Source organism: Halalkalibacillus halophilus DSM 18494, assembly GCF_000423105.1.
Taxonomy (GTDB): Bacteria; Bacillota; Bacilli; order Bacillales; family Alkalibacillaceae; genus Halalkalibacillus; species Halalkalibacillus halophilus.
Genome location: NZ_AUHI01000009.1, coordinates 40,336 through 66,319 on the forward strand (window position 1 = coordinate 40,336; position 25,984 = coordinate 66,319).

The 25,984-nt window shown below is 36.0% G+C and carries 27 protein-coding genes and 1 other annotated feature; of the genes, 18 read left to right on the plus strand and 9 right to left on the minus strand.

The features are described from left to right. Positions 1–70: 70 nt before the first annotated feature. Positions 71–1,546 carry an ATP-binding cassette domain-containing protein gene (locus G532_RS0106725; RefSeq protein WP_027964109.1) on the minus strand — a complete coding sequence of 492 codons (1,476 nt, stop codon included), beginning with the start codon at positions 1,544–1,546 and terminating at the stop codon, positions 71–73. A gap of 597 nt (positions 1,547–2,143) precedes the next feature. Between G532_RS0106725 and G532_RS0106730 the strand changes: the two genes are divergently transcribed. The 5 genes from G532_RS0106730 (at position 2,144) to G532_RS0106750 (ending at position 6,361) form a co-directional block, all read left to right on the plus strand. After that, on the plus strand, positions 2,144–2,869 hold the full coding sequence (locus G532_RS0106730) for a DUF5694 domain-containing protein (RefSeq protein WP_027964110.1): 726 nt from the start codon (positions 2,144–2,146) through the stop codon (positions 2,867–2,869). A gap of 65 nt (positions 2,870–2,934) precedes the next feature. Then, positions 2,935–3,573 (plus strand): hypothetical protein, encoded by a 639-nt coding sequence (locus G532_RS0106735; protein ID WP_027964111.1) that lies wholly within the window; start codon positions 2,935–2,937, stop codon positions 3,571–3,573. Positions 3,574–3,592: 19 nt separating this feature from the next. Beyond that, positions 3,593–4,363, plus strand: coding sequence for an NUDIX hydrolase (locus tag G532_RS15830; protein WP_035512705.1), 771 nt, complete (start codon positions 3,593–3,595; stop codon positions 4,361–4,363). A 15-nt stretch (positions 4,364–4,378) separates the two neighbouring features. Then, positions 4,379–4,846 carry a GNAT family N-acetyltransferase gene (locus tag G532_RS0106745; RefSeq protein WP_027964113.1) on the plus strand — a complete coding sequence of 156 codons (468 nt, stop codon included), beginning with the start codon at positions 4,379–4,381 and terminating at the stop codon, positions 4,844–4,846. A gap of 219 nt (positions 4,847–5,065) precedes the next feature. After that, positions 5,066–6,361, plus strand: a complete 1,296-nt coding sequence (locus G532_RS0106750) for a hemolysin family protein (RefSeq protein ID WP_027964114.1) — start codon at positions 5,066–5,068, stop codon at positions 6,359–6,361. Positions 6,362–6,424: 63 nt separating this feature from the next. On the opposite strand, the gene G532_RS0106755 is transcribed toward G532_RS0106750, so the two are convergent. After that, complete coding sequence (locus G532_RS0106755; RefSeq protein WP_027964115.1) at positions 6,425–7,015, minus strand: anthranilate synthase component II; 591 nt, start codon at positions 7,013–7,015, stop codon at positions 6,425–6,427. After that, positions 7,016–8,401, minus strand: a complete 1,386-nt coding sequence (trpE, locus tag G532_RS0106760; protein WP_027964116.1) for an anthranilate synthase component I — start codon at positions 8,399–8,401, stop codon at positions 7,016–7,018. A gap of 225 nt (positions 8,402–8,626) precedes the next feature. Beyond that, positions 8,627–8,883 (minus strand) — a binding site (T-box leader). 212 nt (positions 8,884–9,095) lie between these two features. Here trpE and G532_RS0106765 point away from each other — a divergent pair. The 8 genes from G532_RS0106765 to G532_RS0106800 all read left to right on the plus strand — a co-directional run bounded on the left by G532_RS0106765 (position 9,096) and on the right by G532_RS0106800 (position 13,965). Continuing rightward, entirely contained in the window at positions 9,096–9,419 is a 324-nt protein-coding gene (locus G532_RS0106765; protein WP_027964117.1) for a hypothetical protein, read from the plus strand. Positions 9,420–9,520: 101 nt separating this feature from the next. Further along, positions 9,521–9,970, plus strand: coding sequence for a DinB family protein (locus tag G532_RS0106770; RefSeq protein WP_027964118.1), 450 nt, complete (start codon positions 9,521–9,523; stop codon positions 9,968–9,970). Positions 9,971–10,005: 35 nt separating this feature from the next. Next, positions 10,006–10,566, plus strand: coding sequence for an HAD hydrolase-like protein (locus tag G532_RS0106775; protein ID WP_342662648.1), 561 nt, complete (start codon positions 10,006–10,008; stop codon positions 10,564–10,566). Between the two features lie 75 nt (positions 10,567–10,641). Next, a complete protein-coding gene (locus G532_RS14920) occupies positions 10,642–11,217 on the plus strand; it encodes a cupin domain-containing protein (protein WP_027964120.1) in 576 nt (191 codons plus the stop codon). A gap of 120 nt (positions 11,218–11,337) precedes the next feature. Continuing rightward, positions 11,338–11,553: a hypothetical protein gene (locus G532_RS0106785; protein WP_027964121.1), complete on the plus strand. Its 216-nt coding sequence runs from the start codon at positions 11,338–11,340 to the stop codon at positions 11,551–11,553. Between the two features lie 40 nt (positions 11,554–11,593). Further along, positions 11,594–12,103 carry a tubby C-terminal domain-like protein gene (locus G532_RS0106790; RefSeq protein ID WP_027964122.1) on the plus strand — a complete coding sequence of 170 codons (510 nt, stop codon included), beginning with the start codon at positions 11,594–11,596 and terminating at the stop codon, positions 12,101–12,103. 122 nt (positions 12,104–12,225) lie between these two features. Further along, complete coding sequence (locus tag G532_RS0106795) at positions 12,226–12,813, plus strand: hypothetical protein (RefSeq protein WP_027964123.1); 588 nt, start codon at positions 12,226–12,228, stop codon at positions 12,811–12,813. Between the two features lie 123 nt (positions 12,814–12,936). After that, on the plus strand, positions 12,937–13,965 hold the full coding sequence (locus G532_RS0106800; RefSeq protein WP_027964124.1) for a DUF2332 domain-containing protein: 1,029 nt from the start codon (positions 12,937–12,939) through the stop codon (positions 13,963–13,965). A gap of 348 nt (positions 13,966–14,313) precedes the next feature. Here G532_RS0106800 and G532_RS0106805 read toward each other — a convergent pair whose 3' ends face one another. Then, complete coding sequence (locus G532_RS0106805) at positions 14,314–15,153, minus strand: DUF1206 domain-containing protein (RefSeq protein ID WP_027964125.1); 840 nt, start codon at positions 15,151–15,153, stop codon at positions 14,314–14,316. A gap of 155 nt (positions 15,154–15,308) precedes the next feature. After that, on the minus strand, positions 15,309–18,509 hold the full coding sequence (locus G532_RS0106810) for a DEAD/DEAH box helicase (protein ID WP_051189091.1): 3,201 nt from the start codon (positions 18,507–18,509) through the stop codon (positions 15,309–15,311). A 215-nt stretch (positions 18,510–18,724) separates the two neighbouring features. Here G532_RS0106810 and G532_RS0106815 point away from each other — a divergent pair, with 215 nt between their 5' ends. Next, on the plus strand, positions 18,725–19,720 hold the full coding sequence (locus G532_RS0106815) for a Gfo/Idh/MocA family protein (protein WP_027964127.1): 996 nt from the start codon (positions 18,725–18,727) through the stop codon (positions 19,718–19,720). Positions 19,721–20,009: 289 nt separating this feature from the next. On the opposite strand, the gene G532_RS14925 is transcribed toward G532_RS0106815, so the two are convergent. Continuing rightward, entirely contained in the window at positions 20,010–20,213 is a 204-nt protein-coding gene (locus G532_RS14925; protein ID WP_035512711.1) for a hypothetical protein, read from the minus strand. A gap of 87 nt (positions 20,214–20,300) precedes the next feature. On the opposite strand from G532_RS14925, the gene G532_RS14930 reads away from it, so the two are divergent. Next, entirely contained in the window at positions 20,301–20,729 is a 429-nt protein-coding gene (locus G532_RS14930) for an NUDIX hydrolase (protein WP_051189092.1), read from the plus strand. Positions 20,730–20,772: 43 nt separating this feature from the next. Here G532_RS14930 and G532_RS0106835 read toward each other — a convergent pair whose 3' ends face one another. Continuing rightward, positions 20,773–21,906, minus strand: a complete 1,134-nt coding sequence (locus tag G532_RS0106835; protein ID WP_027964128.1) for a zinc-dependent alcohol dehydrogenase — start codon at positions 21,904–21,906, stop codon at positions 20,773–20,775. 177 nt (positions 21,907–22,083) lie between these two features. On the opposite strand from G532_RS0106835, the gene G532_RS0106840 reads away from it, so the two are divergent. Beyond that, a complete protein-coding gene (locus tag G532_RS0106840) occupies positions 22,084–22,863 on the plus strand; it encodes a Cof-type HAD-IIB family hydrolase (RefSeq protein ID WP_027964129.1) in 780 nt (259 codons plus the stop codon). Between the two features lie 166 nt (positions 22,864–23,029). On the opposite strand, the gene G532_RS0106845 is transcribed toward G532_RS0106840, so the two are convergent. After that, positions 23,030–23,284 (minus strand): DUF2164 domain-containing protein, encoded by a 255-nt coding sequence (locus G532_RS0106845; RefSeq protein ID WP_027964130.1) that lies wholly within the window; start codon positions 23,282–23,284, stop codon positions 23,030–23,032. Positions 23,285–23,421: 137 nt separating this feature from the next. Between G532_RS0106845 and G532_RS0106850 the strand changes: the two genes are divergently transcribed. Continuing rightward, positions 23,422–23,667: a hypothetical protein gene (locus G532_RS0106850; protein ID WP_027964131.1), complete on the plus strand. Its 246-nt coding sequence runs from the start codon at positions 23,422–23,424 to the stop codon at positions 23,665–23,667. 62 nt (positions 23,668–23,729) lie between these two features. Next, positions 23,730–24,404, plus strand: a complete 675-nt coding sequence (locus G532_RS0106855; protein ID WP_027964132.1) for a hypothetical protein — start codon at positions 23,730–23,732, stop codon at positions 24,402–24,404. A gap of 55 nt (positions 24,405–24,459) precedes the next feature. Here the strand turns inward: G532_RS0106855 and G532_RS14935 are convergent, their stop codons facing one another. After that, a complete protein-coding gene (locus G532_RS14935; protein ID WP_051189093.1) occupies positions 24,460–25,908 on the minus strand; it encodes a DUF2254 domain-containing protein in 1,449 nt (482 codons plus the stop codon). Between the last annotated feature and the right edge of the window lie 76 nt (positions 25,909–25,984).

The following is a 25,984-nucleotide window of genomic DNA, read 5'->3' on the forward strand; positions in this document are numbered from 1 at the left end:
AAGTACAATCTCGATAATATTACTCGAGCCCATTTTCCAAAGGAGGATATGGACTCGAGCTTTATTTTTATTAGGAAATATAAGGAGTCAGCTCTATTCTTTTGGTTGCTACTGACTCCACGAATTTTTCGTTATGATCAATACCAATCATCGTCGGTTGGTATGTGTTTAGAGCTTGAATCAATTGATCGATCACCATGAAATCAAGATTATTTGTGACTTCATCCCAGACAAATAATTCATTTTTATTTATTAGTGCGTGGGCTAGGAGGATTTTCTTTTGTTCACCGGCACTCCAACTAGGTTGACTTTGATTTGTAAATCGTGAGCGATGCATCCCAAGTTGATGTAGTAGGTACCAGAAGCCCTCCTTTTCTTCATTTGTAAGATTAAAGAGAAAAGAAGTATAGTCAAATTCAGTTAACATGGATTGTTTTAAAGATGATATATGGTGTGGTAGTCGAACATCATACTCTCCTATTGTTTCAAAAGATTTATTTCCAAGAATATATTCTAATAATGTTGTTTTACCAACACCATTTTTTCCTTCAATAAAAAGACGTTCACCAGGTTGAACATCTATGGTGATTGGAACAAAAAGAGGTTGATTATCTTTCAATATTGTGAAGTCTCTTAAAGATAAGATCTGTTTGACTGGTTGGGTTACATTTATTTTTAGTGCAGTTTCTTCTTCGGTATTGTGTATAAGATTCTTCTTCTCCTCAATCATTTCATCTGTTCTTTTTTTAATTGCTTTTGATCGCTTCATTTGTTTTGCAGCTAGACGTCTTTCGGAAGAATCCTTCGTACTATTTTCTCTCTTATTTCCCCAGACATTTACTTGTCTTGACACATTGTTCAATCGCTTAACTTCAGATTTTAATTTATTGTTCTTTTCCTCTGCCGCACGATCAGCATTGTCTTTTTCTGTTCTCCATGTTTCAATATTTCCTTTTAATAAATCTATAGACTGCTTATTCATTGCGAGAACATGGTCGACAAAGGAATTCAAGAACTTCTCATCATGACTTACGACAATGAACCCATTTTTAGAATTTAAATAAGTACTCACGATATTTCTTCCGTGAATATCTAAGTTATTCGTAGGTTCGTCTATTAAGGGAAATGCGTTCTCATCTAAAAATAATTCAATTAATAAAACCTTTGTTTTTTCCCCACCACTCAAAGACTTATATGGCCGTTTTAAGATTTCAGTTGAAAAGTTCATTTTAGTAACTTCAACTTCTAGTTCCCAACTTTCCTTATGAGCGTTATTCTCAAGTAACAGATCTTGCACGTAGAAGTTTCCTTGTCTTTCACTTATTGTTTTCGGGAAGTACTTGAAGGTTAGTGGCGAATCGATATGACCGGCAAATACAACTTCATGTAATAAGCATTTTAAGAACGTAGTTTTACCTCTACCATTTCTACCGAGAAGTGCTAATTTCCAACGTTCATTTATATTTAAATTCACATCACTAAATATAGGTTCTACCATAGAATCATATTTAAAGGACAAGTTATTTATCATAATATTTTTGGTCACATAAAACTCTCCTCTCATAAAAACTAGTGAAAATAAAAAAACTACCTCATTTTCGTGAGATAGGAAAAAAGAGTACGTTTAAAATGGTAGTAATAGTTTAACTTCACCTGCTACAACACATTTTTAAACATATTCATTCAAATAATCCTAGCTCAGAAAATGAATCAAAAACATACTTAATTGACTTACCCAATAAACTACTTGGAAAGTGTTAAGAATGTGATTCTAATTTTCTTTAAAGTTAGGATTATTTAATCATTTTATTGTCATTCACCCTTCTATAGTTAAATTATAATTACCCTATATCAAACGGTTTTCTTTGTCAACTAAGCAATTATTACTTACAAAAGAATATTTCGCATTTATGCAGGAAGAATGAAGGTTTTAGTTGAAAATTGTATAAACAAATACTGGGAGGAACTTATATTAAAAGAGAAACCTATTTAAATAAGTTTGGAAAATATAAGTCCGGAAAATCATGTATCTATATAAATAAACTAGATGATATTGATCTAAATGTTTTGAGAAGCATGAATGAAACTTCTGTTGAGTATTTGGAGAATAAATATTAAAAAATCAAATGGGGGTAGCTTGTAAATGAAGCCTACAATTATGGTGGTGAATACATACCATTTCAATGCAGCTAATGACCTGATCAATGTAGAGCCAGCTAATATACTGTCTGACACAAAGCAGAAAGAACTATTGCAGGTTATTAATCAGTTAAAAGAATATAATCCAAGTAAGATTATTATTGAAGCACCTGCAAGTCGTTTCACACAAATATATAGTAACTTTTCATCTTATATACAAGGTGAGTACGACTTACAAAAAAATGAAAGCGAACAATTAGGTTTTCGCCTGGCTGAAGCTTGCGGACATAAGCAAGTTTATCCTGTTGATTGGAATGAAGATGTAGGTGTACCAGATTTCTTTGCGTGGGGACAACAAAATACCCCTGAGAAAATAGAAGAATTAACTTCTCTTTCTAATCAACTTTTTCCAACTGAGTTTAGTTCCTATAATATTAAAGATGCTTTAAAGTATTTGGATGGAATTTTCGATCAGAAAAATGCAGAAGTATATATGAAAATCGCTCAAATTGGGAATTCGAAGGAACCCGTTGGTATAAATTGGTTAGTTAAATATTGGCATTATCGTAATTTAATTATATGTAGAAATATAATACAGCTTATTGACCAGAAGCATGACCGGTTACTCGTTTTATATGGAGCTGGTCATGGTTATTTACTGAAGAAGTTATTGGAAGAGAGTGGCGAAGTTTATATGGAGAGAGTAACCAAGTACTTATCAAGCGACTAACTTATCATCGACTTGTGAATAGAGAAAGATTCTAAAAATAGAAAATAATGAAAAGGGAGTATGACATGAACTGGATCATCGATTATCAATGGGAAGTTTTTATTTTCATAGAAGTTTTATCACTTATTGCGTTATTATTATTTGGTTTTTTTAGGTATTACTTAGCTCGAAAAAGTACGAGTTTATTATTTATCTACTTATTTTTAGTGTTTTTAATTATAGAAGCTGCATTAGCAATGATCGTCTACCAACATACCGGTGAGATCTCCACCTTTCAAATCGTTATTGTCGTTTTCGTTATTTATGCTCTGACATTTGGGTTGAATGATTTTAAAAAGCTGGATCGTTGGATGCGTAAAAAAGTTGGGGAGTGGCGAAATATTGATTTACTTACCGAAAAAGATCGGATGATTTATGAAAGGCAAAAAGATCCGAAGCACATTGCTAAAGTAAATCGAATGAGTGCCATGATTCACCTTATTATATTCGTGATTGCACAAACGATCTTTTGGATGATGGGCACGGATAGTCTGGATGAAGCTATGAGTTATTTAACTGACCTTTCCTGGTTTGAATCGGGGGAGTATGAAGATTCGCCATATCCGAACGAAACGATCTATAGTATTGGAATGTTGTGGGCAGTTATTTTTGTGGTTGATTTTATTTACTCTTGGAGCTATACAATTTTTCCGAAAAGCTCATAATTGAAATGGAGTGAAAGTGATGATTCATAAAAGAAATACATTTCAAATAAAACCAGAATATATTAGTGAATTTAATTATTTATTCCACAAATATATTTACCCAGAATTTATTAAAAAAGGCGCGAAATTAATTGGGCGTTGGACGAACGAGGCGCAAGATGAGGTTGTAGAAATCTGGGAATTTAATAGTAAAGCGCACTATGAAAGTGTTAATTTTGAAATAGATCAAAATAAAGAAGAGTGTGAGAAATTAAATAGCTATGTAACGGAAAGTAAAGAAGACTTCCTAACAACAACTGTTCCCCAAGGAGGAAGCTATCACCCACCTAAACATATTATGTCTGTCAGCGGCTATATCACAAATGAGAAGGGGGAAGTTTTGCTTGTACGTAATTTTCATCGATCGAACACATTGGAAATACCAGGTGGTCAAGTGGAGGAAGGGGAGACATTAGAACAAGCGATTCACCGAGAAATTTTAGAAGAAACTGGTGTGGAAGTGAAGTTAATTGGAATCACTGGAATATATCAAAACATGTCTAGAGGAGTTACTTGTGTCGTTTTTAGAGGAGAATACTATTCCGGAACAATCAGAACGGCTGAAGATGAAACTTCCGAGGTTTTCTTTGCACAGTTAACGGAAGAAAACTTAAACGATTATATTACTCGAGAGCACTTTAGAAATCGGACTTTGGACGCGATGCACGCTAACTATTTACCATACGAAGCATTTTATTTAAGACCTTATGAGTTAATTACTAGATATGAAAGTCATGTAAAGAATGACTAAATCAGAGGTGTACATATGAACATTGAATTAATTGAGCCCGAAAAACATTATGATATAATTACTTCTTTTCGAAAAGATTCGTTTGAGGTCAGCTTTGGAAATGACGAATCATTTGATCCAGAGGATTATGTGAAATGGGTGGATTTAAAATCGAAGGAGTTTCCAGAGGGCTTTGTATTATTTTTCCAACACGGTGAGCCAGTTGGCCAAGTAGAGATGACGATCAAAACATATAGGGAGAAGTTAATTGGCTATATTCATTTGTTTTATATCATTCCACGCTTACGGGGAGAAGGACTAGGGGATCAGTTATATCAGTATGCATTACGCTATTTTAACAGTAAAGGTGTAAGCGAATTTCATTTGCGAGTCGCTCCTTCTAATCTTAGAGCAAGAGCATTTTATAAAAAGCTAAAAATGGAAGAGATCGGTTATGAACAAGAAGGTAAGGTAATTAGAATGAAAGGAAAAATAATCAATTAAATATTTTGAAAAATAGGTATTTATATACATTCCGTTATTGATATTTTAAGCTATATTAAAATTAATGAGAAAGAAAGTAGGATGAGCGAAATGTAGTATGAATGAAAGTTCGTCATTGTGAAATGATGAATAATAGAGTGGCTGGAAGATTTAATTTTTTAGCTTTATCATACTAACATTAAACTTGTCGGAGGTGACCCCCTTATTGAAGGGGAATAATTGGATATTATACTATTTATAAATTTACTTTTAGTAGCCATATTGATTTTATTAACTGCTTTTTTTGTTGGGGCAGAATTTGCGGTTGTGAAAGTTAGACTTTCTAGGTTAGATCAATTGATTGCAGAAGGAAATAAAAAGGCTGTAAAAGCTAAAAAAGTTGCAGAAAAGCTTGATTACTACTTATCTGCCTGTCAACTTGGTATTACGGTAACTGCATTAGGTCTTGGTTGGTTAGGAAAACCGACCGTGGAGAGGATTTTGTATCCTGTATTTGATAACTTAGAAATATCTCAAGCTTTAGCAGCTGTTGTCTCATTTGTGATTGCTTTTTCGATTGTTACATTTCTTCATGTAGTAATTGGTGAATTAGCTCCTAAGACATTGGCGATTCAATTTGCTGAAAAAGTTTCGTTATTACTCGCACCACCATTATATTGGTTCGGGAAAATTATGTTTCCTTTTATTTGGTCGTTGAACGGTTCTGCAAGAGTATTCCTGCGCTTATTCGGGGTGAAACCTTCTACGGAAGAGCAAGCTCATTCAGAAGAAGAACTTAAAATTATTCTTTCTCAAAGTTATCAGAGTGGAGAAATTAATCAATCCGAATTAGATTATATGGAACGGATTTTTACGTTTGATGAAAGAGAAGCCAAGGATGTCATGATTCCAAGGACGGAAATGATTACATTGACACCAGAGATGACGGAAGATGAAGTGATGAAAGTAATCAATCATTATCAGCATACAAGATATCCTGTAACAGAAAACGGCGATAAAGATAAAATTATCGGATATATAAATGTGAAAAAATTATTGATGGGCTATATCGGAAATCAAAAGGCTAAACTGATTGATTATATGCAATCTATTCCTTCGTTACCTGAACATACACGAATTCAACAAGTATTTATGAAAATGAAAAGTAGTCGTGTACATCTAATTCTTCTCCTAGATGAGTACGGAGGCACAGCAGGAATGATTACGATGGAAGACATTTTAGAGGAGATTGTTGGAGAAATCCAAGATGAATTCGACATGGATGAAGTGGAAGATATAAAAAAAGTCGATGAACAAACCTTTCACATCAACGGGAAAACGTTAATATCTGAAGTAGAAGAAAAGCTAGGAATTGAGTTTGAAGAGGAAGTTGATACGATCGGTGGCTGGGTTCAGATGCACCGAATAAATGAGGAATCTAACGCTGAACTTTTATCAAACGGAAACCGCTGGACGATTTTAGAAATGGATCATTTGCAGATCAAACGAGTTGCTGTTGAATTATCTGCGGAATAAAGGTAAATAGAAACCCTGCCAGCAGGGTTTCTATTTTTTATGGCTTTGCTACGTTTATACAACCTACAGAACCTTTGTATCTCTTAAGGTCTCTTTTAGGAAATTATCTAGTAATCGTTTACCCGTTGCCGTGCCTATAGACTCTGGGTGAAACTGCCAGCCCAAAACTGGATAACCTTGATGTTCGATCGCCATGAGTTCCCGGTCATCCATAGCAATTGCTACCTTTTTGAAGAAGGGAGGAAGACTTAATGAATCCACTACTAGTGAATGGTATCTCATTACTTCTAACGGTTGAGGAAGGTACTGAAAAGCTCCACTTCCTTGATGTCTAATGAGGGAACGTTTGCCGTGCATCAGTTTTGATGCTTTACTAACGGTTCCACCGAAAGCTTTAGCAATAATTTGATGTCCTAAGCAAATGCCTAGTATCGGGATTTTCTCATAATAGTGCTGAACAATTTCAATGGAATGCTGCGCTTCTTCAGGTCTTCCTGGGCCCGGAGAAAGCACAATCGCTTCAGGATTCATTTGGTTAATGTCTTCAAACGTAATATTGTCAGGCCTAACAACTTGCACATTCTTCCCAAGCTCTTGTAAATATTGTGATAAGTTATATGTGAATGAATCATAATGATCAATTAATAAAATCATTTATTGTACCTCCAATAAAGACTTTGCTTTTTGTAAAGTCTCCTCAAATTCATTCCTAGGAATGGAATCGTAAACGACACCAGCACCCGCCTGTACATGTGCAACTCCATCCTTAAGGACCATCGTTCTGATTGCCAGTGCGAGATCAAGGTTACCGTTTAAACCTAAGTAGCCGACAGCACCTGAATAAACTCCTCGTTTTGTCTGTTCCATTTCGTTGATTAATTGCATAGCTCTAATTTTTGGCGCTCCACTTACAGTACCTGCTGGGAGACATGCGATCAAAGCATCAATTGGCTGGCAGGACTCATCTAAAACACCTTTCACTTCAGAAACAATGTGCATAACCGTTCGATACCTTTCAATCAACATGTATTTGCTTAACTGGATCGATCCAGGGATGCTGATTCTCCCAAGATCATTCCTTCCTAAATCAACTAACATTTGGTGTTCTGCAATCTCTTTTTCATCTTCAAGTAATTCTTTAGCTAACATCTGATCTGCTGCTTCGTTTTCCCCCCTTTTCCTAGTCCCCGCAATTGGATTTGTCGTCACGTTTTTTCCATCTACTTTTATCAAACTTTCTGGGGAAGCACCAAGCACTACGTAATCCTCGAAATCAATATAGAACATATAAGGTGATGGATTTACTTTTCTTAATTTACGGTAAAATGAAAATGGGTCTCCTTTATAAGGGCTGCTTAATCTCTGGGATAAAACGACTTGAAAGATATCCCCTTCTTCAATATGATGACGTGCTTTATGAACTAATTGCTCGTAATCTTCAGGGCTCATATTTGATTGGTACTCCTTAGCATGAAACGGCTCACTTTTTTGAGGAGAATTTAGATAAGTTAACTGGTATTCCATTTCATTTAGAGCTTGTTCGTGGTCGACAGATTCATTCGTAATCCACTGATCTACCACCACGATATAAATCTTTTGCAATAAATGGTCATAGACAATCAACCTGTCGTAAAACAAAAAATGAATATCAGGCATTTCCAGTTCATCTCGCTCAGCTTCCTCTATTGGTTCAAAGCGTTTAGCTACATCATAGGCGAAATATCCAATTCCACCTGAAGGGAAAGGAAGTGGAAACTGTTCTTCCACGGTATGTTCTAAGTGTTGTTTTAACCAAGTGATAGGATCATCTTTGCGCTGCATGGTTTCTTCTGTTTTGAAATCATGCAATTTCATATGGGTACTGTCAGCTTTCATTTCAAAAAATGGATTCGAGCCGAGGAACGAAAATCGACCTGAGTTTTCATGCTTTAAGGAACTTTCAAGTAAAAATTTATGGGTACCCTCTATACTCATGAAAATGGAGATGGGTGTATGTTGATCGCCTTCTAATTCTCGGTACGAAATTTTAATATTTGTCATATGGAATTCCTCACTTCATTTATATTTTCTTCTTAAAAGAATCTGTTAAAAACACAACATTCATCTAACACAAAAAAACCTCTTCAAACACAAAGTTGTGCTTGCAGAGGACGATTTCATCGCGGTACCACCTCAGTTGAAAAGAAATACTTTTCCACTCGAATGAGTATCCAGCCATAATGTGAATTACTGTTGAAATGGTATAAAAAAGGGTTTCCTGTCCTAAATAAGGACGGGAAACCCGTGGTGCCACCTTTGTTAACTGACAACAAATAGCCAGCTCACTTCAACAGTATCAAAGCATAAGCTTGAATACCTGTCTCTTGTAACGATGAGACGTTCGCTGACCATACTAATAACTGTAGTTACGTTGAGTCAGAGGCTCAGAAGGCCATTCCTTTTCACGTGCACACTAGTTTTCACCAACCACTAGCTCTCTGAAGTGCCCCATCAAAAGTACTCTTCTTCTTCAATGCCATTCCGTTATGAATATTGTTATTTATCATATGACGGACTTTATCAAATGTCAAGACGAAGAGGAATTATAATAGTGATTTTTTTGAAAGTATTTCTTTCACAAATTTTTTCATTTTTGCAGGAAAACTTTTTTTAGAATCGAAAAATGCTGGTGAGATCGAACTGGAAATGGAATTGTAATAAATTATTCCGAATATAGACTTTAGGGGGATTGAATTTGGGGGTAATTAATAAAGTTCAAGAAAGATATAGAGAAAGTAATAAAAAATTATATTTTTTGGGATTGTTTTTTTCTTTAATAGCCATATATTTTGCTTTACATGTAATTTATATATCCGTTACAGGGCTTATGGGTTCTCATTCTGATGAAGTACCTCTTATTCTGCAAATGGGTATCTATATATTTTTAAGTTTGACTTTTGCGGTTGAACTACTCCAAGCGATTCTTCTTAAGCGAAAAAAATATATTTTTATGTTCGTTTTTGTTTTGTTGATCTTTATGTTGATGATGTATAGCTTATTATGGATGTATAACAATTAATATTTTTATGGAGGAACAGCTAAGTCCGGTTATAAACGTTCCATCTCATGTTTTTTCGGGTATAGAAAGTAGGAGACGAAAAATATAGAGGAGGACTTACGATGAGTGAAATCATAACTCAATTTGAACAAACAGCGGATGATATTTTAGCATTGAAAGGTCATACAGAAGCGGCTTTAACTGAACCAATCGCGGAAGGAAAGTGGTCAGCGCGTGAAATCATTGCTCATATGCAATATTGGGATCAGTACAATCTCGAGCACATTGTGCCACATATGAAACAAGGGAAGGAACTACCATCTTTCCCAGATCATGATGCTCAGAATGAAGAGGCGATTTTGTTTATTAAAGATGATTCGATGGAAGCACTCTTTGAAAAGTTTGTAACGACACGCAGAGATCTTGTAGAACATTTGAGGGCAGTTGACCCTGAGGTGACTTTCACGTTCGGAAAAGGGAAACGTGAAATTAATCGTGATACTTTTACAGAGATCTTTGTGAAACATGACCAACATCATTTGGAACAAATGCAAACAAAGTTGGATAGATAAAGCTGTTTGAAAAGGAGTGGGGTATTATACGCATATTGTGGGATTTAGATGGAACGATTTTTGACACGTATCCTTTCTTTACTGAAATATTTATTCAAGTATTGGATAGACCAGTTGAGTCACAAGACGTTCATAACAAGCTTAAGATTTCGTTTTCACATGCCATTCAGTATTACGGTTTAGACGTGACACAAATAAAACAGATGAAACAATTGGAACGAAGTGTGGACCTAAACACGATCAAACCATTTCCCAATGTGATAGATGTATTATCAACCTCAGAAGTTAATGTCATCATGACACATAAAGGGGAAGAAGAGACGAGAGCTATTTTAAACCATTATGGGTGGACTACGTATTTTGATGAAATACTGACGATCGACAGTGGCTTCCCACGCAAACCAGATCCGGCTTCTTATCGTTTCTTATATTCAAAGTATAACCTAGACCTTGCGATAGGTGATCGTGAAATTGACACCCAACCTGCAAAAGAAATTGGGATGAAGACATGTTTGTTTCAAAACCCCGAAGGAGAAGCTGATTTTCATTTGTCACATTATAAAGATTTTTTTAAACAAGTTAATTTACATCACTAACTTCGGATATTATTCCCACCTATTCGTTTTACGCATAGAATAAAACGAATGCCTAGAAATGTAGGGGGAATAGGAATGTATAATCGACAGAATTGGTGCCAATGCGGGCATCAACAGATGAATCTGGGGTGGCATCAGCCAAATATGAATATGCCAGCTGGATATGGGGCTCAAATGAACACGCCTTATGGTCAGCCGAATATGCCTTATGAACAGTGGATGCAGAAAGGGCAAGGGATGAAGGATCATGGTGGCGAGCCATATGTGGTAAATATTGAAGAGGTAACGAAGCAAAACCAAAACTTTCGAACCGCGCTCTGGACGGGTGAACATTTGCAAGTAACATTAATGAGTATTGAACCTGGGGATGATATAGGCTTAGAGATGCACCCAGATGTAGATCAGTTTATCCGAATAGAAGAAGGTCAGGGCCTTGTTCAGATGGGAGATCGACAGGACCGACTTGATTTTAACCAGTATGCGTCAGATGATTTTGCGATCATGGTCCCTGCTGGAAAGTGGCATAACTTAATAAATACAGGGCATCGACCGTTAAAAGTATATTCGATCTATGCCCCACCTGAACACCCTTTTGGTACCGTACACCGAACGAAAGCAGAAGCGTTAGCAGCTGAAAAACATCACCATTAGAACGGATGAACACATGACAGTTCAAGGAAGCAAGAAGGAACTCTTGTTAAAATTGAACTGTTTTTATTTTGTTTTTTATTGGATATTATTGTATTTAATGGTATGGTATTAACATAATTAATGGAAGAGATTCAATTACTTACTTTCCTTTTCGTCATAAGAGGTGTCGTTCAAAATGGTGTGAAGGCTTGGATGGTAAATACTTATGGTGTCGATGGGTATGATCAAGTATTAATTTACATGCAGGTGACAGGGTGGATTTTATCCGGGGTGCTTATAGCTGGGTTTGTTTTTGTAGGACATAAGGTAAATACATTCAGTTCGAACCAAGCATAAATCAATTTTAAGGAAAGTATTTGAATGTTGAGGTGTTACGTTGGAAATTATAACAGATCGGCCGTTGTTTGGAGCTACAACGAAGCAACTTTTAATTAAAATAGATGATCAAAAGCAAGGATCTATATTGAGATACTTTGATTCTAACAGATCTGATAGGAGGAATCCGGTTTATCACGTGAATGTAGTGGTTCAATCGGAATCTAATGAGTATGAGATGATCCAAACTGCATTTTCAATGAAAGAAGGTCACCGGTGGGATGTGAAAAGGAATGGAGAGCTTATAGGTCGTGCCGAAACGGGCTATTTAACAAAAAAGCATTGCATTTACTATCAATCTCTTTCTAATGAGGAGTTAAAGATTGAAGCGAATACTTTCTCTAGTTCTGAAATAGAAATAAATCAGAATAAAGTTGGAGAGACGAAGCCAAAAGGTCAATTTGTGAATAGAACATATCATACCTATTTAAATGAGGAACATATAGGCATGGATATGCTTTTAATCGCCGGGCTAATCCACGTGTTTTGGTTATCACATCAACGAGGATAAATAAGTAAATAGGTGGTTGTAATCATCATGATGTCTATGTAAATTTCCTTTAACCTAATCGTAATCCCAATTATTCCAGATTATGTTACAATAAGTATATTGATTATTTCTGAGGTGATTCTTTGAAATTACGTTCAAAAACAACAATAATAACACTTCTTTCTATTCTAACCATTACTTTGATCGCATTGTGGGGAATTGGTTATATAGGTATTTGGATAAATGGTATGCAGCATGTCGCTAGTAGTGATAATGGGTACAGGTCGTATGTTGAGCAAGTAGAAGGAGAACATTCTGTAGAAATAGATTTACTGAACTTTAATAGCAATGAAGGAAAAGTATTATTTGAAGAGGGTGATCATAAAATTTATGTATCTGATGTATCCCTCCAAAATGGTAGTGGCTACCAAATTAATTTTCGTTCGAAAGGTACATATGGGTTGGATGGAGCCTACTTACTTTCTGCTGTAGAACATTCTAGCTCGCCAAGCATAGAAGCTAAAGTAAGAGGAAAATATAATGGGGAAACTTACCGGTTAAATCCAGCTAATGTTTCTTCAGTAAAACATGAGGGGGATGAATTTGGTTTTTATTTATTCCCAATTGATTCTGATTTCGAAATAGATTTGGGTGTTGATTCCACGATGGAAGTGGTGATTTCAGATTTACAGCTGAATCTGTGGTTACGTAATAATCATCTAAATTTTTAACGATTTCTTGTACCCCTATTCGTTCGCCTAAAAAGGATGTATACTTAAGGTATAGTTAATTTCAAATGAACTTTTCATAGAGTGATATGTAATATAAAGTCGAACGAAATAGTAGGTGAATGAATGGAAGTAAATCAATTATCTGATCGTTTCAATAAATTTGCAGAAGAATGTAAGGGATCTAGTGAATTATATGAACATCTTTCCGGCGAGATCGCGAAAGATGAAAAGCTTCTACAATTAAGTTCGTATGCACAAGATGGGCAGCCTGTTCCAAATCTCTTATTTGGCGCTGTTCACTTTTTATTATTAAAAGGAATGAAGCATGATTTAGAGAAATTCTATTTAACTATGGTTGAATCTCCTTCCGAAGTAGCAAACTCCTTTCCACCTTTCAAAGATTTTTGTCTAACATACCAACCAGAAATACAGTCGATTTTAGAATCGAGATTAGTCCAGACCAATGAAGTACGAAGATGTGCTTATTTATATCCAGCTTTTAGTATGGTCTACGAAGCGTCTCATAAACCTTTAACATTAATCGAAGTTGGTACCAGTGCTGGTTTACAGTTGTTGTGGGATCAATTTAGTTATTCATACGGGTCAGGAGAGATGTACGGGAAACTTGATTCAGAAGTTCATATCAGTTCGAGTGTTATGGGAGGTGCACCCCCTGTCATGTTGCGGGTAGCTCCACCAGTCTCCATGCGTATCGGTTTGGATTTACATGTGAATGATGTTGCTGAAGAGGATGATTTCTTATGGTTGAAAGCATTGATCTGGCCTGAACATGCTGATAGAAGAGAGTTGTTTGAACAAGCAGCTAGCCATCTGAAAGATCATCATATCCGTTTAATAGAAGGTGATGCGATAGAACTGTTGCCAGAATTAATTAATACAGTACCAAAAAATACGATGATTTGTGTCTTTCACACCCACGTGGCTAATCAAATGACGGAGGACCAAAAATCTAAGTTAACGGAACTAATTCAAACAATTGGAGAAGAACGTGAAATAAGCCATTTATATAATAATATGTACGATGAACGACTTCATCTTGATATGATTATAGATGGAGAGGAACAAACGTATGAAATCGGCAAAACCGATGGCCACGGTAGATGGTTTGAATGGAATATAGATAAAAGCTAGAAAGCCGTATTTACGGTTTTCTAGCTTTTTTTCTATGCAAGTAAAAATAATCATTACATGTCATAAGATATTTCTGGATATAAAGTGAGTTTTGTGGATTAACTTAACTTTTTATGGATATATACACAAGAATTCTGGATATTCTTCCCACTATTCTGGATATAAAAAAATCTCGTGGATAAACAATGAGAATTCTGGATATAAAGCTGCTTTTCTGGATAAAAATCTACTTTTCTATTTTATGCTGAAAGAGATTTCAACGGCTGACGCGCGGTTTCATCATCCATTAGTACTTTTTTGGAAACAATGATCTTTCTCCAAGCAATTTCAAATTTTAATAGTTAGTTCTTATTTCCCCAAACCAAGTCTCTGGTATCTACCTTTTGCGATTTGGTAGGATCCATAGAGGGATAATCCAACAGCGGTAAGTCCAAGCAACACTTGACCATAAGGTTCATTGGATAATTGAGAAAGGGCACCATCCAATCCTTCCGATTCATCAGGGTCATTTTCCCAAGCAGTCTGTAGTAAAAAGAAAGTAACCATCAACAAAATGACAGATCTTGCTATCAATCCTAGTCTACCTGAGTACTTCGTGAATTTAATTTCCTTTTTGTTCATGTTCTTTCTATCAAAATCCTCTAGAAATTTAGCAAAAGCACCTCGATAAAATTCGTTGATTGCATGCGCTCCAATGGCCAGAGCGACTATAACAATGAGCCATCTCCCAAATGGTTGATCTAATAATACAGCAGAAAAGCTTTCTTCTGCATCACTTCCACCACCACTACTCCTTGCTTGTACAGTAAAAAGAAAGGCTTGATATGCTAAACCACTATAAATAAGTGCAGTCACAAAGCTTGTTGCTCGAACAGCTAAACCATTATTTTCAGGATCTTTTATAATATCTACAAACAGCCAACCTACATATAATAATAACCCTACACCAATTAGCCATAGCAAGATTTCTCCGAAAGGCATAGTCGCTAGAGACTGGAACATACCAGAGGGGCCGGATTCATTTCCTTGTACACCTATTGCTGCTAACAAAGTAAGTATTCCTACTAAAACAAATACGATTCCCTTTGCCATAAATCCAATTCTACCAAACCTTCTAATCCACGGTTTGATTTCTTCTTTTGCTTGTTCTTTAGACGGAACAGACGTGGTTTCTTTTTTTGTAGTCATTCTTTGTACACCAGCTTCATTTCTTTTGACATCTTTCTAAACATTCCCGATTGTCCTTTAGTAGAAACCTCAAAAGATAGAATTTTAAAGTAAAGGCAGATAACTTAAAAAGAGCACTTATCAGGATTTGAACCCCTGACAAGTGCTTCTTTTGTTTATACATTTAGTAATTCACGTATATCATTTTCATTTAAGCTTTGGAAATTCGTTTCTCCTGGCTGAATGACATTTTCAATTAATTCTCTTTTTCGTTGTTGCAAGGCATGGATCTTCTCTTCAATCGTTCCTTTTGTAATCAATCGATATACTTGCACGACATTCTTTTGACCCATTCGATGTGCTCTTCCTGCCGCCTGCTCTTCAACAGCGGGATTCCACCATAAATCATAAAGAATAACAGTGTCAGCACCAGTTAAATTTAGTCCAGTTCCACCGGCTTTCATTGAGATTAAGAAGATGTCTTTTTCTCCTTCGTTAAAACGATTTACTAGTTCCACTCTTTCTTTGGATGGAGTTTGACCATCTAAGTAAAAAACGTTTTCGCCGATCTTACTAAGATTATCATAAATGATTTTTAACATGCTTGAAAACTGTGAAAAGATTAATATTCTATGCCCGTTTTCCCTTGCAGTTTCAATCATATCAAGGAGTTGGTTAAGTTTACCTGACTCTCCTTCGTATTCATCGATAAACAGAGAAGGGTGACAACAGAGTTGACGTAATCTTGTTAACCCAGCTAATATTTTCATCCGACTTTTTTGAAATCCTTCTTCGGAAATCGCACTTGCTGCTTCTCCTTGGATTTTTTCTAAGTATCCTAAATAAAGCTGTTTTTGTTCTTTCGTTAACTCTGAATGATTAACAGATTCTATTTTATCCGGTAGTTCTGTTAATACATCTTGTTTTACTCTTCGTAAAATGAATGGTCGACTCATTCGAGCAATTTTTTCTTCCGGCAAATTTTTGAATTCTTTTTTTGGTGGGAAGAAACCGGGTAAAATCACATCAAATAAGGCCCATAATTCTTCTAGTGAGTTTTCAATAGGTGTTCCACTTAAAGCAAATCGGTTGCCAGCACGAATTGCACGAATCGCGCGTGCCTGTTTGGTTAAATGGTTTTTGATTGCCTGCGCTTCATCTAGAATTAGCGTAGAGAAGGTCAGCTCTTTATAGGACTCTACGTCTCTTCTGACAAGCGGATAGGATGTAATCACCACATCTACGTCATCCAAGTTTTCAAACAAATGCTCTCGCTCTGTAATGGTTCCATGAATCACTCGAATATTCATACTCGGTGCAAAGCGTTCGAATTCCGCTTGCCAATTATATACGAGTGAAGCGGGGGAAACCACTAAAGCTGGTTGCATGGACTCAGCTTTGGATTGCTTCTCAGATAATAAGAAAGCGATACTTTGTAATGTTTTACCTAAGCCCATATCATCGGCCAAGATTCCTCCGAACCGGTAGCGGCTTAATGACTTCAACCACTGAAAACCTACGTTTTGATATTGTCGTAAATCAGCGTGTAAGTTTTCTGGGATGGAGGTTTCAAACACTTCTGGATTACGTATATCTTGAATTAATTTTTCAAAAGCTTCGTTATAATTTTTCTTTAATTGCTGAGACATGAATTCATCCATTTGAAGACCACGAAAGGCAGGTAAAGAAATTGGCCCTTCAGCTAGGTCATTTGGATTTATATTCATTTCTTGAACAAAATGATTCATCTCATGTAGCGCTTCATCCTCTAAAGAGACAAAAGCTCCATTTGGTAAACGATAATACCTTTTTTTCTCTTTTACAGATTGGAGTAACTTACTAATTTCCGATTGATCAATATCTCCAAGGTCGAATTGGACTTCTAGGAAATTTTCACTTGAGTCGAGGTTCACATCCAGTCTAGGAGATTGAATTTGTTCCATGAGCATGCTCTTAACTTCGTGAGTTAAATAGACATCTAGATGCTCTTCCATTTGAGGAAGAACCTCATATAGAAAGATAAAAATGTCGTTTTCATCATTTAGGTATAAATGCGTGCCATTAAACTTAAAAGATGCAAATTCAATCCATTGCATAATCGATGTTTCTTTTTCCATATCCCGCACCAAAATTTGTTGTGAATCGGTTTTAGTCACTTGTTCCTGCATCGGATCAATGGTGACAGACCCATAGTGATAGGCCAATTTAGCGGTGAGTTTTTCATCTTCTCGTTCCAGATGTAAAGTAGCGTTTAATGCAGGGTTAACTAAGTTTGCTTGAACTTGCTCAGAGAGAGTTACTTCTCCTACCTTTTCTAGTGAAGGTAATACCGTTGATGCGAATGTATCCATTTGATCGGTATCTAGTACGATTTTGTCATCTTCACTTTGTTGAATTATTTTCATTAATTCAGCTACAAAGTTATTTTGCTCTGGTTTAAGAAGATAAAATAAATTTTCGGACTGTAACAGTCGATACTCAGGAAAGTGGTTATAGGCTGTAGCTGATTCGAATTCAAATTCATAGCCACCTTCCGATTGATCCATGGAAAACGCAAATGGCAATTGATCCTTCTCAATAAAAATTTCTGAATAAGTATATCGATCCTCCTCAAAATGACAGTCAACTTCCTTTAATGCATCTAAAAGGTCCGGTGCGAAATATGGAGAAATGCTCATTCCTCGTTCACTCTTTGAATAATAACTATGCTCTTTATAAAAATTCTCACTACGATACATTTCTATTAATAAATTCATCACGCGCTGATCTTCTGGTGAAAATTTATAGTGAGATGGATCATAACTAAAGTTTGGTGTGAAGTAGTGTTCAGATACATGTAGAACACTTTCTACGAATTTTTTCAAGTCTTTTACTACATACGTTCTCTCAGGTCCCACTTGCATTTCAACCGTAAATATTTTTCCTTTAAACAATTGATAATCAAATTTTAGAATGAATTTGGCTTTTAAAGATTCCTTAGCTTGCTGATGATTTGGTGACGAAATGGATGAGGAGGATAATTGATTTAGGAATCTCGAAGTAAAATCTAGATTATTTGATTGGATGGAATGCTCTTGGTTAACTAAAGCTTCTTTTGGAGCCTCTATTTGCTTAGCTATTTTCATTAAAACGGCAACCACGTGTTTACATTGTCCAAAATCTCGAAAAGCAGGACAAGTACAATCCTCAAATGCAATAGAACTGTCATCTGTTTTAACTTTAACTTTATACATACTAGTTCCATGAACAAATGCATTATACGAATTGGTACGTTCGTTAAATGATAAATTTCTAACGTACCCGCGATTATAGTAGTCGAGGCCTCGGTTATATACTTTACTTCCATAAAGGGATTTTATTAAGTAGGGCGTTATCACTCGGATCATCCTTTACCGTACAATTTATGTCATCTCTCTATCATAACATGCTCAAAGAGGGAAGGTATTATATTTTGTTACGATTTTTTTTACTTATTGTGAAGTAACTGTTAAGAAAAGCTGCATATAATTGCTTGAAAATTTGAATAATGATACGTTATGAATATGAAACGTAAAAATTGGAAATACGAAATTTTGAAAATAAGGGTGATTTGATGGATCGAATTAATTTTGGAATACTTAGTACAGCAAATATTGCACAAAAGGCACTTATTCCTGCTATGCAGCGGGCGGAAAATGTTGAGTTAACGGCTATTGCTAGTGGAAGCGGAAAAGCAAGCGAAGTAGCAAACGTTTTTAATATCGAAAAAAGCTACGATCAATATGAAGAGCTACTTGACGATTCTGAAGTAGAAGCTGTTTATATACCTTTACCGAATCACTTGCATAAAGAGTGGGTGATCAAATCAGCAGAAGCAGGTAAACATATTCTATGTGAAAAGCCTGCAGGGTTAAATGCAGCTGAAATTGATGAAATGAAAGAAGCTTGCGGGCGTCATGGTGTCGTGTTTATGGAAGCATTTATGTATCAATTCCATTCCCAACATCAGCGTGTGAAAGAATTAATCTCTTCTGGTGAGATTGGCGAAGTTAAATTAATGAGGGCAAGTTTCTCATTTCCTTTAGCCAACCCTGAAGGTAATATTCGTGTAGATCAAGCGAAAGGGGGAGGGTGTGTTTATGACGTTGGGTCTTATTGTTTACACACATTCCGAAATATATTAGAAGATACTGCTGATTCGGTATGGGTTCGAGGCAATGTGGATCAATCGTTTCAAGTGGAAACATCTGCAACCGGAATGATTCAGATGAATAGTGGAGTAGAAGCATTGTTCGACTGTGGTTTTCATACGCAATTACGCCATGAATATGAAGTGATTGGATCAGAAGGCACAATTCGAGTACCACGTGCTTATCGTCCAGACGCATTTGGAGGAGAAGGAATTGTTCAAATCGAGAAAGACAATTCTATACAAACCGAGCGCTATCAAAGTGATCAATATATGGAACAGGTGGATCATTTTGCAGATGTGATTTCAAATGGTGGGGAAATCCGTAATGGGTTTAATCAAACGAGAGAAAATATGGAATTCATTGATGCCTGCTATGAATCTTTGAATAGAGGTACTACAGTAAAATTGAGCAAATAAATATGCGAACGTACGTTTTGTTAATGCTTGATACATGGTAAACTTTATTTAGCCCCTTTTGAAAGGGGGTGGTGGATTATGGAAGTGTGGATTGTTCTTGTGGCATCGGTCATGAACTTACTGACCGCAGTATTAAAGTTCGTAACGGCTTTAAAAAATTGTGCACACAAGAAAAAAGACCTCCGCTCTGCAAAGCGAAAGTCTTAACCACCTGTAGGGAAAGGGTAAAACCTTTCCCTACCCATATTCTACTTTTATTATAGCCTGATTATGCGATGTTGACAAGAAATCAGCGATTGTGAAGCTCTGCTTCAAGGTGGTCGAGTCGTTTTTGCATCTCCTTAAGCTGATGATCTTTTTTCTTTGATGCGGTAATTAGTTTAACGATTAGAAAAATGATCGAGATTACAACAATAAGGATGATGGTTTGAAAAATAATGTCGCCAATCATTAAATTGGTTTGTGTAAATAGTGTTGGGTGAAATAAATTCATGATTACTCACTCCCTGTATGTATAGTTATATTTTAGCAAATATATGATAATATTCAATGAGTTTTTGGTAAGAAAGGGAGTATTTGGATGGACCATGAGCATCAATCAGTGGTGGTGCTAGCTAAGAAAAAGGACGACTTTATATTAATTCGCCAATTTAGAAAACCGGTAGATACATATGTGATCCAGCTACCAGGCGGAGGTTTAGAAGCAAATGAGTCATTAGCTGAAGGAGCTAGACGTGAATTTTATGAAGAGACCGGATATACTTGCGGAAAGCTAGATTATGTAGGTGAACTTTTACCCGCCTCCTGGATTAGTAAAGAAATAACACACGTTTTTTATACTTCAGACGTGCTTGATCAAAAAGAGCAACAACTTGAGAATCATGAGGATATTGAAGTGGTAGAAGTGAGTGTTGAAAGTTGCTTAGAAAAAATTAAACAGTCCGAGTATAATGATTCTGAATTATGTTATGCGGTGTTACAAGGATTGCTTCAAGGTTACATAAAATAATAAAGTCGTTGAAGCATTCCGCTTCAACGACTTATTATTTTAATTATGGTTTAAGAACGACTTTAATGTTTCCGTCTTCTTTTTTATCAAAAATCTCATAACCCTCAGCTGCATCGTCTAGTGAATAGCGATGGGTAATAATATCTGTTGGATCAAACTCTTTATTCTCAACCATTTCATATAATTTAGGCATTAAGTGGATGACAGGAGCTTGTCCCATTTTCAGTGATACGTTACGGCTAAAGAAGTCTCCGAGTGGAAATCCATTTGCCTCTGTACCGTATACACCAGTTAATTGCACTGTACCAAATTTACGAACAGCTTGAGAGGCTGTTTGAATTGGGCTGATTGTTCCAAATTGGTTATCGTGATCGGAACCGAATTTTTCGTTTGGTGGAACTGTTCCATCCATTCCAACACAATCAATAACTACGTCAGCTCCACCTTTTGTTTCTTCGTGAAGAAGAGAGCCGATTTGATTTTCCTCTTTGAAGTTAAATGTATCTACTCCATTTGTTTTCTTTCCGTGTTCTAAGCGATGCTCTACTTGGTCCACGGCAATAACTCGTTTGGCCCCTTTTAATTTCGCAAATTTCTGCGTCATAAGGCCAATTGGTCCGCTACCAAGAACGATAACAGTGTCCCCTTCTTTTACACCACTATGCTCAACACTCCAATAAGCTGTCGGGATAACATCTGATAAGAATAGAACACTTTCATCATCCAATTCACTTGATTCTGGTACTTTGAATGAAGTGAAATCTGCATAAGGAACACGTAAATACTCGGCTTGCCCACCTGGGTAATCACCGAACATTTCCGTGAAACCGAATAAACCTCCCATTTCAGCATGTGGATTGGATTCATCACACTGACTTTCCATTTGGTTTTGACAATAGAAGCAGTCGCCACAACCAATATTGAATGGGATAACCACACGGTCACCTTTCTTTAGAGATTTCACGTCTGGTCCAACTTCTTCTACAATTCCCATTGGCTCATGACCAACTACATAATCTTGTTTTGGTTCAATGCCGCCTTTATATAGGTGAAGGTCGGATCCACAAATACCACTCGCTGTGATACGGACAATCATATCGTTATTCTCCTGTATAGAAGGAGCTTGTATATCTTTTGTTACCATTTGATCTTTTCCTTGAAACGTTACAGCTTTCATTATTCAACCATCCTTTCTGAATAGGCAATGTTAAACTATAACCGCATTGGGTAATACTTAAACGTTTCCTACATTACAATTTATTTACAGAAGGAAACTTGCTAGTTAATCAAACCTTTCAAATATGGTATGATTAGCTTTTATCATGAAACTAAAAGGAAAGTAGTGAAGGAACTTATGGAAAAGCATATTATATTTTTTGATATTGATGGAACTTTATATAATGAAAATAAAGAACTACCTGATTCGGCAAAGAAATCTATTAAACAATTGCAGGAAAATGGTCACGAAGTAGCAATAGCAACTGGAAGGGCACCATTTATGTTCAAGGATTTAAGGGAAGAATTAGGAATCCATACGTATGTCAGTTTTAATGGACAGTATGTTGTATTAAACGGGGAAGTAATTTACCGAAATCCACTAAACCATGATTCCCTTAAAAAATTAACAGAGTTGGCAATCGAGCGTGAGCATCCAGTTGTTTACATGGATCAAGAGGATATGAAGGCAAATGTTCCAAGTCATGATTACATTGAACAAAGCATAGGAACACTAAAAGTTGGACGCCAACCAACTTATGCTCCTGATTACTATTTGGATAGACCAATTTATCAATCATTACTCTTTTGCGAAGAAGGAGAGGAGAGAGTGTTTGAGGAAACGTTTGAAGACTTTCAACTTATTCGCTGGCACAAACTTTCCGTCGATGTGATACCTGCTAATGGCTCAAAAGCAGAAGGGATTGAAAAAATCACATCCGCATTAAATATAGCTTCTGAACAACAAGTAGCCTTTGGTGACTCCTTGAATGATCTAGAAATGCTCCATTCCATTACACACAGTGTAGCAATGGGAAATGGACATGAACGGGCTAAAAATGCAGCAAAACACGTCACAACTTCAGCCTCTGATGACGGTATTAAAAATGGATTGAAGCATCTAGGATTGCTTGAATAATAGAAAAGGAAGTGCCTCTCAAGAGTTAGTTGAGAGGCTTTTTGGTGGTTGATTGTAGCGATGACGAGGGATACCAGCCGTAGTGGGAATATATCAACCGTTAGCAAGATATATCAGCCGTAGTGAAAATATACCGGCCTTAATTAAATTAGGTAGCTAGTTACTATTAATATCTTTTCGGCAAAATCGGTCTTTCTAAAGAGAGGAGGTCTTCTTCTAAACTCATCATTCTCTGTTCGCACATCTCCTTTGAATCTTTTACACCTTGGTTATAGAAGTGTGGGCCGATTTCATTTGCGATTAGCTCTAATAAATTCTCTGCTGCAAGGTCCCCGATTTCTTCTTCTCTCTCATTTTGAAAATATAGTTTTAACGTGTCTTTTATTTGATCTTTGCTTTCTTTCGGTAAGTTAAATAACATTGCATTCACTCCTGAATATTCTTTCCTTTCATACTAACTTAAATAAAGCAATCTCAGGAGAATATTTCAAAATTTTATTATGAATTGGGATTTTTATGGTAGTATTTAGAAAAGGCTAATCATTGAGGAGGGGAAAGATGCGAAGGTATATTGTTTTTGCATTATTATTTTTTGTTACATATATCGTATTGAATATAGGATCGGGGTTGGTTTTAACATGGCTTCATGTGCCTTCAAGTGAGGTAAGTGTGCAGGGATCTGAAACTACAATGACGAGGGATTTTAATCTCGGATCAATTATCATGTTAGTTGTTTCTCTAATCATCGCCTCGGTGTTATCAAGAATAGTGGAAAGTAAGGTATCAAAAAGAAAAAGTGCATAGATTCTCTATCAACACATATTCTTGCTTTTTAAAGGAAGTAGAAACATAGAGAGGATAATTAAATGGAATACAATTACATGATGGTTGCATTTATTATTTTATCAATCCTTATTGGCCTAGTTGTTACTGCTTATAAAAAAGAAAGTGGTTTAGGTTTTTCAGTAGCAGTTTTATTGTATATTGTTCTAATGAATTTGGATACTTGGTTTGCGACTGGAGACCTTCCTGTGCTTGGAATTATTGGTATCGAAACCCCTTTAATGATGGGGCTTATTCTTTTATTGCAAGTAATCATTTTAGGATCTGAGCAAGAAAAGAAGGTAAAACGCGTGTTGATTGGGCTATGTATAATAACCTTACCAGTGGTTATTTATGTGTATATGCAAACTTTTACGAGTTATCAAGAAGTGATTAGTAATGAATTACAACGGGAAGATATTTATTCCATTCGCCTTGAAACAAATGACTTTGAAGAGTTAGCACGTACTCGCATAGATGAGTCTGATTTTGAAATTATTTTAAGTGAACTTGATATGGATCTGAAAGCGATAAGTGAAGAGAGATTATATGATGGTTATCGTTTTAGAATGCGTACCAATACGTATCGAGAGGCAGGAACGGTCTACCTTACTATTAATGAAGAACAATTAAGTATAAATGAAAATACGTATCAAGTATTAGATGAGAATAAATTGTATGATTGGGTGGAAGAGGCAGACCTCGAGTGGGAAAACTAAACATAAATAACTCTCAGAACTAAGTTCGTAATAACTTAGTTCTGCGAGTTTTCATTTAGTTAGCTTCATTTTTTTCTCGGTTCTTACTCGAAAATTCATTAACGTTAATGTTTTCAGCAGTGTGGCCAACGTTCCTTTGTTGGATTTGATCAAGGAGCTGGTCATGTTTTTCTACATTATCTGTAATGGTTGCAATTTCGTATAGTGCATTGAAATACGTGCTCTTATCAAGTTTGTGCATGAATTCATATTCGAAACCGATAGCCGTGTATTCAGCAAAATTCCAAATCGATTCATAGTCTCGTTGTGTTACACCTTGTGCCACGGATCTTAATATATTTAGTAATTTGGACGTAACAACCACATTTTCTTTAGCGTAGTGACGAATGGAAGCGAAGCCAATGTATAAATAATCCTCGAAGTCGTAACTCCTTAAAATTAGGCGGAGTTTTTGATCTTCATCTACTAAATAAGGAGTAAATTTGACCTTCTTAGAGATATTAATTAATAGATCTCCAATTTCATTCATTGTGCCAATAGCTGTTTTTGGATCGTAGTTTCCTAGTGCACGTATGACAATTTCCACAAATTTATTAATACTAAATTCAATATCTTGGATTTCAGTTTGATCTTTTCCGAGGTGAAACATGCTTCGGTATTTGTCTTCGTTTATCTCCTTATCTCCGAAATTCCAATAAGAAATAATTCCTGAAGAACCAAATATGAAGTCTCCTGGAGTATATTCTAACTTAATAACGAGATTATCTTTTTTAGCCTCGTCCATTAATTGGACATACTCAATCGTTTGTAAATACCCTGCATATTCGACATCGATTTGGTTCCTACCTGATTCTGGAATTTGTCCTTCAACAACTTGTTCATCATCCACGCGGTATGGGTCCAAATCGCGTAAAATGGAATCTTCAATGATTTCAATGGACTCATTCTTCATATCACTTGTCATATGGGTAACTTGTAGCCATGTAACAATATGGTTGATAAATACACCAAATGTGACGAGTGCCGTTGCTGCAAGAAGAGTTGCAGTTAATGGAACAAAGAAGTATGGTGCATAGATTTCATTGACAAGAAATAGTGAAATTAACACGTAAAAGAAACTACCTAAGAAAATTCCTAATGTTCTTTGCGTTGTATCCGTCATCATGAAGTTCTTCAAGATTCGTGGTGAGAACTGCGCAGAAAAGGTAGTGAGTGCGGTTAATACACCATAAAAGGTAAATACGGTTAACGAGAGTAGACCGCCTGTCAGTGTACTAAGTAAGATATACGTTAGATCAAAGCTAGCATCAAACATGAACGGTAAACTACCATTGATCGTAAATAAATTATCTCCCAAGACAGTAGGGATTAATAAAAGAATAATGATAAATGCATGGATTAATGGTCCAATATAAATATTTGAAAAAACATGGTGTTTCTTCTCGCGCTTCGACATTTGCCAAAACTTTGTAATGGCAGAAGGAGCTTTTTTGAGATAATTCAATTTAATCACCCTACTTTCTAGTATTTTGTGCATTATAAAACGCCTATCATAATATAACCTGAAAGGCATTTATTAA